At 70.1% G+C, this 12,469-nt stretch carries 12 protein-coding genes; 6 read left to right on the forward strand and 6 right to left on the reverse strand.

The features are described from left to right. Positions 1 to 53: 53 nt before the first annotated feature. The 3 genes from YIM_RS14560 to YIM_RS14570 are packed head-to-tail and all read left to right on the forward strand — an operon-like array spanning position 54 to position 3,502. A complete protein-coding gene (locus tag YIM_RS14560; RefSeq protein ID WP_153030874.1) occupies positions 54 to 827 on the forward strand; it encodes an ATP-binding cassette domain-containing protein in 774 nt (257 codons plus the stop codon). Positions 828 to 858: 31 nt separating this feature from the next. After that, positions 859 to 2,307: a sugar ABC transporter permease gene (locus YIM_RS14565; RefSeq protein ID WP_153030875.1), complete on the forward strand. Its 1,449-nt coding sequence runs from the start codon at positions 859 to 861 to the stop codon at positions 2,305 to 2,307. A gap of 25 nt (positions 2,308 to 2,332) precedes the next feature. Further along, positions 2,333 to 3,502, forward strand: a complete 1,170-nt coding sequence (locus YIM_RS14570) for an ROK family transcriptional regulator (RefSeq protein WP_194240152.1) — start codon at positions 2,333 to 2,335, stop codon at positions 3,500 to 3,502. 93 nt (positions 3,503 to 3,595) lie between these two features. On the opposite strand, the gene YIM_RS14575 is transcribed toward YIM_RS14570, so the two are convergent. The 4 genes from YIM_RS14575 to YIM_RS14590 all read right to left on the reverse strand — a co-directional run bounded on the left by YIM_RS14575 (position 3,596) and on the right by YIM_RS14590 (position 7,029). After that, on the reverse strand, positions 3,596 to 3,778 hold the full coding sequence (locus YIM_RS14575) for a hypothetical protein (RefSeq protein ID WP_113693034.1): 183 nt from the start codon (positions 3,776 to 3,778) through the stop codon (positions 3,596 to 3,598). Between the two features lie 577 nt (positions 3,779 to 4,355). After that, the gene (locus tag YIM_RS14580) at positions 4,356 to 5,189 is read right to left on the reverse strand and encodes an amidohydrolase (protein WP_153030876.1); all 834 of its coding nucleotides are present in this window, start codon (positions 5,187 to 5,189) and stop codon (positions 4,356 to 4,358) included. Then, a complete protein-coding gene (locus tag YIM_RS14585) occupies positions 5,186 to 5,842 on the reverse strand; it encodes a response regulator transcription factor (protein WP_153030877.1) in 657 nt (218 codons plus the stop codon). The genes YIM_RS14580 and YIM_RS14585 overlap by 4 nt, the downstream gene beginning before the upstream one ends. After that, positions 5,842 to 7,029: a sensor histidine kinase gene (locus YIM_RS14590; RefSeq protein ID WP_153030878.1), complete on the reverse strand. Its 1,188-nt coding sequence runs from the start codon at positions 7,027 to 7,029 to the stop codon at positions 5,842 to 5,844. Before YIM_RS14590 ends, YIM_RS14585 begins: the two co-directional genes overlap by 1 nt. Before the next feature lie 102 nt (positions 7,030 to 7,131). Between YIM_RS14590 and YIM_RS14595 the strand changes: the two genes are divergently transcribed. After that, the gene (locus tag YIM_RS14595) at positions 7,132 to 7,722 is read left to right on the forward strand and encodes a hypothetical protein (protein WP_153030879.1); all 591 of its coding nucleotides are present in this window, start codon (positions 7,132 to 7,134) and stop codon (positions 7,720 to 7,722) included. Next, positions 7,719 to 7,928: a hypothetical protein gene (locus YIM_RS14600; RefSeq protein ID WP_153030880.1), complete on the forward strand. Its 210-nt coding sequence runs from the start codon at positions 7,719 to 7,721 to the stop codon at positions 7,926 to 7,928. The genes YIM_RS14595 and YIM_RS14600 overlap by 4 nt, the downstream gene beginning before the upstream one ends. A 4-nt stretch (positions 7,929 to 7,932) precedes the next feature. Here the strand turns inward: YIM_RS14600 and YIM_RS14605 are convergent, their stop codons facing one another. Together YIM_RS14605 and YIM_RS14610 are read right to left on the reverse strand one after the other, a co-directional pair. Beyond that, on the reverse strand, positions 7,933 to 9,165 hold the full coding sequence (locus YIM_RS14605) for a hypothetical protein (RefSeq protein WP_153030881.1): 1,233 nt from the start codon (positions 9,163 to 9,165) through the stop codon (positions 7,933 to 7,935). Further along, positions 9,162 to 9,965, reverse strand: a complete 804-nt coding sequence (locus YIM_RS14610; RefSeq protein WP_153030882.1) for a bifunctional 2-polyprenyl-6-hydroxyphenol methylase/3-demethylubiquinol 3-O-methyltransferase UbiG — start codon at positions 9,963 to 9,965, stop codon at positions 9,162 to 9,164. The genes YIM_RS14605 and YIM_RS14610 overlap by 4 nt, the downstream gene beginning before the upstream one ends. A gap of 124 nt (positions 9,966 to 10,089) precedes the next feature. Here YIM_RS14610 and YIM_RS14615 point away from each other — a divergent pair, with 124 nt between their 5' ends. Continuing rightward, entirely contained in the window at positions 10,090 to 12,435 is a 2,346-nt protein-coding gene (locus YIM_RS14615; protein WP_153030883.1) for a glycoside hydrolase family 95-like protein, read from the forward strand. The last annotated feature ends 34 nt before the right edge of the window (positions 12,436 to 12,469 follow it).

The following is a 12,469-nucleotide window of genomic DNA, read 5'->3' on the forward strand; positions in this document are numbered from 1 at the left end:
GCGCACCCCAGCCCGGGCCCACCCGTGTAACCACCAGCCCGGAGAAAACTCAGATGACAGTTCCGATTCTCGAACTCAAAGCGGTGAACAAGAGCTTCGGCCCGGTCCACGTCCTGCACGACGTGGACTTCTCGGTGCGGGCCGGTGAGGTCACCGCGCTGGTCGGCGACAACGGTGCGGGTAAGTCCACGCTGGTCAAGAGCATCGCCGGGATCCACCCGACCGACTCCGGGGAAGTGCTGTTCCAGGGCGAGCCGGTGAGCATCAAGGGCCCGAAGGACGCGGCCGAACTCGGCATCGAGGTCGTCTACCAGGACCTCGCGCTGGCCGACAACCTCGACATCGTGCAGAACATGTTCCTCGGCCGCGAGCGCGGCAGCGGCTGGCTGCTCGACGAGGCCAGCATGGAGAAGGCGGCCCGCGAGACGCTGGCGTCGCTCTCGGTGCGCACGGTGAAGTCGGTGCGCACGCCCGTTTCCGCGCTGTCGGGCGGGCAGCGGCAGACCGTGGCCATCGCCAAGTCGGTGCTGTGGGACAGCAAGGTGGTGCTGCTCGACGAGCCGACCGCCGCGCTCGGTGTCGCGCAGACCCGCCAGGTGCTCGACCTGGTCCGCCGCCTCGCCGAGCAGGGTCTCGGGGTGGTGCTGATCAGCCACAACATGGCGGACGTGTTCGAGGTCGCCGACCGCATCGCGGTGCTCTACCTCGGCCGCCTCGTCGCCGACGTGCACACCAAGAACGTCACCCACGGGCAGGTGGTCGAGCTGATCACCGCCGGTCGTTCCGGCGACCTCGGCCTGGCCCGTCCCGAAGCCGTAGCGATCTAAGCCGCCACCTCGCAGGAGAAATGAAGCAATCATGACTGAGACCCCCGCCAAGCCGGCCGAGCCGGAGGCGACCGGCTCCGTGGCCGCCAAGGCCGCGATCTCCGACTTCGGGATCGACACCACCTCGATGTCCACCGGCGAAGCCGTCCGCGACTACTTCTCCCGGTTGCGCGCCGGGCAGCTCGGTTCGCTGCCCGCGCTGCTCGGGCTGGTCGTCCTGGTCGCGGTGTTCACCGGGATGTCGGACGTTTTCCTTTCGCTGAACAACATCGCGAACCTGCTGGCGCAGGGCGCCGGGCAGACGATCATCGCGATGGGCATCGTTTTTGTGCTGCTGATCGGTGAGATCGACCTGGCCGCCGGTACCGCGTCGGGCGTGACCGCCGCGGTGATGGCGATGCACTACGTGGAGAACGGCAACCTGCTCGGCGGCATGGGCTCCACGGTCTTCTACGTCTTCGTCATCGTGCTCGGCCTCGGTGCCGCGCTGGCGATCTTCCTGCGGATCTGGGCCGGTGCCGTGCTCTCGGTGGTGGCCATCGCGATCGCGCTGCTCGGCATCGCCGCCAACCCGTGGGTGGAGATGCTGCTCGCGCTGTGCGTCGGCGCGGCGATCGGCTCGATCACCGGGTTCCTGGTGTCCAAGATCGGCATGCCCTCGTTCGTGGTGACGCTGGCGCTGTTCCTCGCCTGGCAGGGCGTCATCCTGCAGTTCATCGGCGACGGCGGCGTGCTCGGCATCAGCTCGTCGAGCGTGCTGGACAAGGTGGCCAACGGCAACCTGTCCACCTTCGGCAGCTGGCTGCTGTTCTTCGTCGGCGCCGGCGGGTTCGCCGCGGTGACCCTTGGCAGGCACTTCACCCGGCTCAAGCGCGGGCTGGTCACCCAGCCCACCCCGCTGGTGCTGTTCAAGGTCGGCGGCGTCGCGCTGCTCGCCGCGGTGGCCACCTACCTGCTCACGATCAACCGCGCGCCGGGCACGACCATCGTCATCTCGGGCGTGCCGTACGTGGTGCCGATCGTGCTCGTGCTGCTGACCATCGGTACCTACGTGCTCAACCGGACCCGCTACGGCCGCCACATCTACGCGGTCGGCGGCAACGCCGAGGCGGCGCGCCGGGCCGGCATCAACGTGACCAAGATCCGGGCGAGCGTTTTTGTGGTGTCCTCGTCGGTGGCCGCGGTCGGCGCGATCGTCTACTCGTCCAAGGTCGGTTCGGTGGACCCGCAGGCCGGTGGCCTGAACACGCTGCTGTTCGCGGTCGGCGCCGCGGTGATCGGCGGGACCTCGCTGTTCGGCGGCAAGGGCCGGGTCTTCGACGCGGTCATCGGTGGCACCGTGCTGGCCGTGGTGGCGAACGGCCTCGGCCTGCTCAAGCAGCCCGCCGCGGTGGTCTCCATCGTGACCGGGCTGGTGCTGCTGCTGGCGGCCACCGTGGACGCTCTTTCGCGGCGCCGCGCGGCGGCTGCACCGCGTTGACCGTGCACATGGGACGATAACCATCGTGACCAGCACGCCCGTTGCACGACCCGACGAGGTGCGCCGGCACAATCGCACGACCCTGCTGCGGTTGCTGCACGTGGGCGGCCCGGTCACCCGGGCCGCTCTGGCCACCGAACTCGGCCTCAACCGCAGCACCATCAAGACGCTGGTGGACAGCCTCGCCGAGGCCGGGGTGGTCGAGGAGCGGGTGCCAAGACCGGGACGAGGTGCCGGGCGACCCTCGCTGCTCGTGCTGCCGCAGCCACAGGCCGCCGTGGTGCTCGCGGTGGACATCCAGGTCGAGCACGTGGCTCTGGCACTGGTCGGCTTCGGCGGGCAGATCCTCGGCCGCAACAGCTGGAACCTGCGTGGCCGCTCGCGGGAACCGGACGAGGTGATCACGCACGTCATCGAGTCGGCGGGCATGCTCGCCGCCGATCTCGGCGTGGAGCCGATCGGGACCGGTGTCTCGGTGCCCGGGGTGGTCCGCCGCTCGGACGGTTACGTGCACCAGGCACCCAATCTCCGCTGGACCGACGTGGCGCTGGGCGAGCGGCTCGGCTCGGTGCTGCGCATGCCGGTGGTCGTCGGCAACGACGCCGAACTCGGTGCGGTCGCCGAGCACCTGCGCGGGGTCGCGAAGGGCTCGTCGGACGCGGTCTACGTCTCGGCGGACGTCGGCGTCGGCGGCGGCGTGATCGCCGACGGCTCCTCGTTGCGCGGTGCCGCGGGTTACATCGGCGAACTGGGGCACATGGTCATCCGGCCCGGCGGGCGCGGCTGTTACTGCGGCAGCAGCGGCTGCTGGGAGACCGAGGTGGGTGAGGCGGCGCTGCGGCGCGCGCTGGACGTGCCGGAGGAGACCCCGCGCGGGGTGCTGCTGGTCGAGCTGCGCGAGCTGGAGAAGGACCCGGCCAGGGCGGCGGAGAAGCTCGGCGAGTTCGCCGAGTGGCTGACGCTGGGCCTGGTCAACGTGGTGAACCTGCTCGGCCCGCAGCTGGTGGTGCTTGGCGAGCTGTTCGGCATGCTGCCCGAGGAGGTCGTCCGCAAGGTGACCGCCGAGGTGCAGCGGCGCAGCATGGTCAGCCGGGCGGTCGGTGGTACCCGGATCGTGCCGTCGGCGCTGGGCGTCGACGTGAAGCTGCTGGGAGCCGCCGAAGTGGCCTTTGAGGGCGTCCTGGACACCGTCTGAGCGCACCGTGTGAGCTCAAAAAAGGGGCGGGGACCCCGTGGAAGGGGATCCCCGCCCGAGACGGATGGATGGCTGCCGGGTGGCTGAGCGGTGTCAGCCTCGCTCGATGCTCGCTTCGAGTTCCTTGAGCTTGTCCTCGTGAGCCCTGGCGTGGTGGCCGCAGAAGAGCAACTCGCCACCGGTGCGGAGCACCGCGCGAACCTGGGCCGCGGCGCCGCACCGGTCACAACGGTCCGCAGCGGTCAGTTCGGGGCGGGTGAGCGTAGGCGAAGTCATGGGAGTCTCCCTCCGTCCCGGCATCGGCGGGGCCGATGCCATCGATCCAGCCGCGACCACTCCGGTACTTATCCGGCGACGGGGCGTCTCCGGCTCCTCGGTGTTCGCTGCTTCTACTCTTGCAGACGTTTCGGAAGCCGCAAGTGTTCCCATCTCCGTGGGAGGTGTGTCACGCCGAATTACCCCGGATGTCGCAAGTGGCCCCTCCGGTCCGGAACAGCCGGTGACCGACGGCCCTGTTTCCGCAGGTCAGAGCCTTTTGGTGAAGCGCCGTCCACGGCCCGTCACGGCCGCCGAAACGCGGTATGGAATCCGTGTTCGTTCAGAGCTGAATTTTGAACCGTTATCCGGCGGAAGGCGGGCCGTGACGAAAAACGGACGTTCGAGGCCGCTGGCCGGAAAACCCGGTTTGCCGACAAATTCCCTGGTGGGCAACGAAAAATTGCGGTAATGGGCGAGCCGGGACGCCGCCGGGGCCGGTCTTCGGCGACCCGGCGGTCCCGGTTCGGCGTGGGCTATGTCACGCTGCGTGCTCGCCGCCGAGGTTCGGCAAGAAAAAAGAAGGGATTGCGGGCTGTCACGGGAGCCGGACGCCGTAGCAGCGCTCGCCGTTGGCCCGCCAGAACCCGTCCGCGTCGCCCAGACCGGCCGCCGACACCAGCTCCTCGGTGAACCGGACCACCTCGCCGTACTCCGCGCGCAGGCGGCAAACCGGCCAGTCGCTGCCGAACAGCACGCGGTCCTCACCGAACCGCTCGAAGGCAAAAGCCGCATACGGCACGAACCGCTCGACCGGCGCGCCCGCGGCCACCTCGGTGACCAGGCCGGACAGCTTGCACCAGGTGTTCGGCAGTTCGGCCAGCCTGCCCAGCCAGCTGCGCCATTCGGCGTCGGCTTCCCAGTCATAGGTGGGCTTCGACAGGTGGTCGAGCACGACGGTCAGTTCGGGCAGTTCGCTGAGCACCGCGTACAGCGTCGGCAGGTGCCTGGTGAAGGTCAGCGCCTCGAACCGGACCCCGGCCTCGGCGAGCGCCCGCAGCCCGTCACGGACCTCCGGCCTGCCGATCCAGCGGTCGTCGGGCAGGTCCTGCAACATCGGTCGCACGCCGAGGAAGTACGGGTCGGCGGCCAGTTCGGGTAGCGCGTCGGGCTGGTCGAGCGGTAGCCAGCCGGTCACGCCGAGAATGAAGCCGGTGCTCGCGGCCAGGTCGAGCAGGTACCTGGTCTCGGCGACGCTCGGCGCCGCCTGCACGACGATGGTGCCGGTCACCTCCGCCGCGGCCAGCTCGGGGGCCAGGCGGTCCGGCAGGTACTCCTCCCGCAGCGGCCCGTCCGGCGGCATCCACGGGTAGTCGCCGCGTTCGATGCCCGCCAGGCTCCACAGGTGGTGGTGCGCGTCGAACCGGCTCACCGGTTTACCCCCGCTTCCTGGGCCAGGATGGCCGCCTGCACCCGCGACCGCAGGTCCAGCTTGGTCAGCACCCGCGACACGTGCGTTTTCACCGTGGTCTCGCCGATGAACAGCTTGCCCGCGATCTGCGCGTTCGTCAGCCCCTCGCCGAGGCAGGCCAGCACCTCGCGCTCGCGGTCGGTCAGCTCGGCCAGCCCTGACGGTTCGGCCGGCGCGGCCGGTCGCGGTGGTCCGGCGGTGGCGAACGCGCTGATCAGCTTGCGGGTGATCTGCGGGGCGAGCACACCTTCCCCGGCGTGCACCAGCCGGATCGCCTCGACCAGGCGTGCCGCTTCGACCGACTTGAGCAGGAAGCCGGCCGCGCCCGCGCGCAACGCGGCGAACACGTACTCGTCGAGGTCGAAGGTGGTCAGCACGAGCACCTGGCCGAGTTCGGCGGCGACCAGTTCGCGGGTGGCCGCGATGCCGTCGACGCCCGGCATGCGGACGTCCATCAGCGTGACGTCCGGGCGCAGCACCTTGGCCTGCCGGATCGCGGTGGCGCCGTCCGCCGCCTCACCGATCACCTCGATGCCCTCGGCGTTGTTCAGGATCATCACCAGCCCGGCGCGGATCGCGCCGTGGTCGTCGGCGACGAGAACGCGGATGCTCATCAGGCCTGTCCTCCGATCGGCAGTGCGGCGAAGACGCGCCAGCCGGGGTCGGCCGGGCCCGCGACGAAGGAACCACCGATGGCCTGCGCCCGCTCACGCATGTTGAGCAGGCCGTGCCCGGCGTCCGACTCGCGGCGGGTGGTGGTCAGCTCGTTGGTGACTTCCACGGTGAGGATCTTGCCGTCGAGCCGGATGCGCACCGCGGCCGAGGTGCCCGGCGCGTGCTTGACCGCGTTGGTCAGCGCCTCCTGGGCGATCCGGTAGGCGGTCAGGTCCACCGCGGCCGGGAGCGAAACCTCGGGACCGACCTCGTTGGCCACGGTCACCGCCATTCCGCTCGCCCGCGCTGATTCGACCAGTTTGGACAGTTCGCCAAGGCGCGCCGGTGCGGTTGTCTCGTCCTCGCCGACCCCCTGCGAGCGCAGCAGGCCGATCATCGCGCGCATCTCCTCCAGTGCGTCGACGCTGTTGCCGCGCACCGAGCGCAGCACGGTGCGCATGGTGTCCGGCTTCGCGTCGTCGGCGATGGACAGCGCCGCCTCGGACTGGATGGCGATGGCGGACAGGTGACCGGCGATCACGTCGTGCAGATCGCGGGCCATGCGCGCGCGTTCGCCCGCGACCGCGGCGTTGCGGTCCAGTTCGGCGATCCTGGCCAGCTGCTCGGCGTTGGCGCGCTCCCGGAGCGCTATCTCGCGATGGGTGCGCACGTTCGACGCCCACCACACCGGCGTGATGATGAACGGCACCGCGGCGACCGCGGCCAGCACCGCGGTGCGCCAGTCGTCGGCGACGATGAGCGCGATCACCACGGCGCCGATCGTGCCGCTCGCGGCGAGCCCGATCATGGTGCGGCTGAGCCATCGCGAGCCGTAGAGGGTCGCGGCGTAGAGGTGGTCGGAGAAGGCGATCAGGATCGGCGCGGACATGCCGAGATGGATGTCGGCGCTGAACGGCACGGCCGCCAGCACCAGCGCCACCCCCGGCTTGAGACGGCGCAGCAGTTGCAGCAGGCAGACCGTGCCGAGCAGTACGAAGCGCGTCCAGATCAGGTGGGTCGGCTCGCCGAAGAGCGGGTAGATGCCGGACAGGTAGAGCACCGTGCCGCCGGCGAAGTAGAGCAGGGCGATGCCGACGTCCTGGGTGAACGGCGGCAGCCGGCGGTAGTCCAGTCGCACGTGGACCATCACAGCACACCGCGCGAAAACGGTTCGTCCTCCGAAGTGATGACGGTGGGTCCTGCCGTTCGCCGACGCGCGCCCTCGGGGTCCGGCCGCAGGCTGGGTGCCATGGACAAGGTGCTGGACTTCATCCGGGACAACCCGATGGCGGCGGTGGTCGCGGCGGGGGAGATCGGGTTCTGGGTGTTCATCGCGGCCGGGCTGGTGGCTCGCTACCTGCTCAGGCTGCGGCGGACGAGCGTGGTGCTGCTGGCGATGACGCCGGTGGTCGACGTGGTGGTGCTGGTGGCCACGATGATCGACCTCTCCGGTGGCGGGCAGGCGACGTGGACGCACGGGCTCGCCGCGGTCTACCTGGGCTTCAGCGTGGTGTTCGGGCCCAGCATGATCCGCTGGGCCGACGTGCGGTTCGCGCACCGGTTCGCCGGTGGGCCGCCGCCGGTCAAGCGCGGCGGGGAGGAACGGCTGCGCCACGAATGGCGCGAGTGGGGCAAGTGCGTGCTCGCCTGCGCGATCGCCGCGGTGGTGCTGGCGGTGCTGGTCCTGGTGGTCGGCACGCCGGCGCGGACGACCGCGCTGTGGTCGGGCGGTGGTGCCTGGCTGCCGCGGCTGGGCTGGATCACCGGTATCTGGCTGGTGCTCGGCCCGCTGTGGCAGCTGGTTTCGGTTTCGGGATCTCGGGAAGGGGCAAGGCGATGATAGAGGTGCTCGGCATCATCCTGGTGGTGCAGGGAGTCGGGGGATTCATCAACCGGGTGGCGGAAAGCTCGTCGGAGAGCTGGTTCGTGCAACTGCACGTCCTGCCGGACTGGCTGCACATCCCGGCGAGCGTGGTGATGGCGTTGCTGGGCGCGGCGCTGGTGCTTGGCGACATGGCGCGGAAGAAGAAGCGGCGCGCGGACTGAGCGCTCAGACGGTGAAGACCACCTGCAGGACACCGAGGATGATGGTGACCACGGTGAGGATCACGGTCACCACGGTGAGGCGGGCGACCCGGTCGCTTACGGTGCTTTCGTAGGCGTACCGGGTTTCCTCGTCCATCGCCTCCGCCTGCCGGTCGAGCTGGCGGACGATGCGTTCGACACCCATGTTGGTGATCAGCCGCCGCTCCAGTGAGTCCACTTCGGGCGGCAGCACGGAGTTCAGCATCTGCAGGATGTCGTCGAGCGAGCCGCGCAGCAGGCGGTGCCGGTTCACCACGCGGGACTCGCCGGCGGCTTCGGCGAGTTCCCGCTGGGCCTGGCGCAGCCATTGGTGCGCCAGCGCCATCCGGATCAGCACCCGTTCCAGCACCAGCAGTCCGCCGTGGTCGAGGCCGCCGACTTCGGTGTCCAGCTCGAAGTACGGCTCGGCCCTGCCGAAGTAACGCCGCGCGAGTTGGGCCTGGTGCGACGAGTACTCGTCACCCTTGTTGTTGAGGCAGACGATCCCGGCGGACACCGGGTACATCGCGAGAAAAGTCCTTGTCCCCCAGGCATCGCCGAGTGACCGCCTGGCCACGTTCCGCGGTACGAAGCGCCAGCCCTCGTCGCCGTGCGCCAGTCCGTAGAACGGGCGCGGGTCGGCGTCCACGGTGGCCTCCGGTGGCCGCCCGTCGTACCCGCGGAGTTCGACGCACCAGCCGTTGCGGTCCAGCGTTTCGGGCACCCCGCACCCGTCGATCAGCTCCGCGAAGGCCTGCCCGACGGCCGCGCGCAGCGACGGGTACCGCACCTCGCGGTAGCGGCCGTGCAGGAACCCCGGTTCGGCGGTGCGCCGGTGCAGGCTGTGCAGTACCGCGATCGCCCGGTCCACATCGGACGTTTCGAGCACCTCGTCCCGGCCGGAGATCGTCGCGGTGACGAGCAGGGTGGTGGTGCGGTACGCCGGGTGCCAGGTGACGATCAGTCCACAAGGGATGGACGACTCACCGTCGCCGACGGCCAGTGACGCGGTGAACCGGTAGCGGTTCGGCGGTTCGGCGCCCGAGGTCAGGAACCCTTCGGCCACGGACCATTCCGTGCCGAGCCGTCCGCCGAGCGGTTCGAGCAACCCGCGGCCGGGCCGGAAGACGGCGTCGGCCTCCCGTTTGGTCATCGGGACCGGCCAGGCGAACGAAAGCAGCAGCTTGTTCCGCGTCGCCCCGGCCGGCCACCCGGTCATCTCGAGCCCAGCCGGAACAGGTTCACCATGTCGCGCCCCACTTCCTTGGCGAGCAACGGGGATTCGTTGACCAGCTCGTCCCGGTCGCCGTGTGCGTCCAGTCCGCTCAGGTCGTCGAGCACGTGGTAGGTCCACTCCCAGTCGAGGACCCAGCCCGCCTCGGCCGCCTCCGCCCGCACCTCCACCGGGTCGAGCAGGCGGACCGGCAGCGTGCCCGGCTCACCGGGACCGGAGACCAGCTCGTCGAACCGGGCCCGGTCGATCGGTTCCGACCGGCTCTGCCCGTCGACCAGCAGATCGACCGTGTAACCACCGCGGCCGACCGGCGACCGGCTGTAGCACAGCACGAGCGCGCCGCCGGGAGCCGCGAGCCGGGCCAGATCACGCAGGATGGGGCCGACCGCGCCGGTCGGCACGTGCTGGATGACGTGGTTGGACAGCAGCAGGTCGTACGGTCCGCCACCGAGGTCCGAGGTGCCGCCGACGGTGTAGGTGATCTCGGTCCCCGGCACCAGTGCGTCCCGCTTGCCGCGTGCGGCGGCGAGCCGCTCGGGATCGGGGTCGGCGGCGGTGATGGTGGCGGCCTGGTGGCTGAGCCACGGCAGCAGCCGTCCGTCACCGCAGCCCGCGTCGAGCCCGCGCACGCTCTCGCGCGGACCGGCGTCGAGCCGCTCGACCAGGCGCTCGAGGGCCAGGCGCTCGCTGGCCGCCCAGTAGCCGGGATACGGCTCGTGGTGGCCGATGAACGACGCTGTCACGCGGTCCCCGGAGTCGGGGTACCGGTAGCTCCCGGTGAACACCGCAGAACTATAGCTACCCGACCAGACATCGGATGAATCTTGCGCTTTCCGGGTGAAAGGGCTGGATTGAACGGTGATTTGTGGCGAAACATAGCACCTCTCGCCGCCGAGAAAGGGAGCTGTTATGCCCGAGGTCAATCGGAGGACGATGCTCGCGGGAATGGCGGCCGGAGTCCTCGCCCCGGTGGCGGGCGCTTCGCTCGGCCCGGCGCTGCCCGCGGGCGCGTCGCCCGGCCCGGCGGCCGCCTCGCTCGCCGACGCGGCGGGCGGCTCGCTCGGCCTGCCGGACTGGGCGGAGTTCGTCGGCTTCGCCGATCTCGTCTGGAAGCGGCTGCCGAAGACCTGGTACGAGGGACCGTTCCTGGGCAACGGCTTCCTCGGCTCGGGCATCTACGCCGAGCCCGGCCGCAACGCCATCCGGTTCAACGTCCAGCACAGCCAGGTCCAGGACCACCGCCCGGAGTTCGGCTCGCTGTTCGGCCTGGCCAGGCTGCCGATCGGGCACTTCACCCTGGAACCGGCCGGGGCGATCACCGGCGTCGACTGGCGCATGGACCTGTGGAACGCCGAACTGCGCGGCACCATCACCACCGCGGCGGGCAGCCTCGAACTGCGCGCGCTGCTGCACAGCACGAGGAGCGTGCTCGCCATCGAGGTCCGGCCGTCCGAGGGGGAACGCGGCTTCCGCTGGGTGTTCCACCCGGCGGTGGCGATCAGCCCGCGTGCCGACCCGAAGTTCGGCAGGCAACCGCCGCCCGGGTACACCGCGAACCCGCCCGCCGTGCCGGAGTCGGCGGGTGACGTCCGGCTCTCGGTGCAGCCACTGCACGCCGGTGGGGAGCACGTGACCGCCTGGCGGGAGGCCGAACGCGGCTCGGCGCGGGCGCTCTACACCGCGGTCGCCTGGTCGCATCCGGCAAAAACCGCCGTGCGGCAGGCGATGTCGCTGGTCCGCGGTGCGAGCGCGCCGCTCGACGCGCTGGCCGTCGAGCATCGACGCTGGTGGCACGACTACTACCGCCACGGCTTCCTGTCCATTCCGGACCGGAGGTTGCAGAGCTTCTACTGGATCCAGCTGTACAAGATCGCCGCCGCGGCCAGGAAGGACGCGCCCGCGATGGCCACCTGCGGGCCGTGGCTGGAGTCGACCCCGTGGCCGGCGACCTGGTGGAACCTCAACGTGCAACTCGAGTACTGGCTGATCCACGGCGCCAACCACCTGGAGCTGGACGCGGTCACCTACTCGCTCGACCGCTACCGCGACAACATGCGCGACGAACTGCCCGAGCAGTACGCGGCCGACTCCTACGGCATTCCCCGCACCACCGACATGGAGTTGCGCAACGGCGCCGGCGTTGGCAATTCCGGTTACGGCGTGGGCATTCCCGGGAAGGAGAGCCCCACGCCGGAGGTCGGCAACCTGACCTGGGCGCTGCACAACGTGTGGCTGAGCTACCGGCACACGATGGACGAGCGCATCCTGCGCGACGTGCTGTTCCCCTTGCTGCGCGGGGCGATCAACTACTACCTGCACTTCCTCACGCCCGGTGCGGACGGACGGCTGCACCTGCCGTTCACCTTCTCGCCCGAGTACGGGGTGAACGCGCCGGACTGCACCTACGACCTCGCGCTGATCCGCTGGGGCTGCAAGACCCTGCTGGAGTCGGCCGCCACGCTGCACATCGACGACCCGCTCGCCGGAAAGTGGCAGGAGGTGCTGGCGAAACTGGCGCCGTACGCGGTGGACGCCAACGGGTACATGATCGGCGCCGGGGTGCCGTTCGCGAAGTCGCACCGGCACTACTCGCACCTGCTGCAGATCTACCCGCTCTACGAAATCACCGGGGAGCAACCGGAATCACGGGCGCTGATCGAAAAATCGCTGGAGCACTGGGTCAGCTTCGAAGGCGCGCTGCAGGGGTACACCTTCACCGGCGCGGCGTCGATCTCGGCGCAGCTGCGGCACGGCGAGAAGGCCGAGTTCTACCTGGGGGAGTTGCAGCGGCGGTTCATCAAGCCGAACACGATGTACCAGGAATCCGGGCCGGTCATCGAGACACCGCTGTCGGCGGCCCAGTCGCTGCACGACATGCTGTGCCAGAGCTGGGGTGGCGTGGTGCGGTTGTTCCCCGCGCTGCCGCCGTCCTGGGCCGACGCGACCATCCACAACTTCCGGACCGAAGGCGCCTTCCTGCTCAGCGCGTCCCGGCAACAGGGGAGTACGCGCTGGCTGCGAGTCCACAGCGAAGCCGGTGCGCCGTGCGTGCTGCGGCCGGGCGTCACCGGCGAGCTGGCGGTGTCGGACGAACGCGGGAAACCACGCAACTTCAAGGATCTCGGCGGCGGCACCATCGAAGTCGAGCTGAAGCGCGGCGAGGAAGCGGTGGTGCACCGAGCGGGTGACAAACCGGACTTCGTGGTCGGCCCGGTGGCCCCGCAGGGTGATCTCGCGCCATGGGGGCTGCCGTGACTCCACCCGGCTGGGGGCTGTCGCCCGCGCGGGT

Source organism: Amycolatopsis sp. YIM 10 (assembly GCF_009429145.1).
Taxonomy (GTDB): domain Bacteria; phylum Actinomycetota; class Actinomycetes; order Mycobacteriales; family Pseudonocardiaceae; genus Amycolatopsis.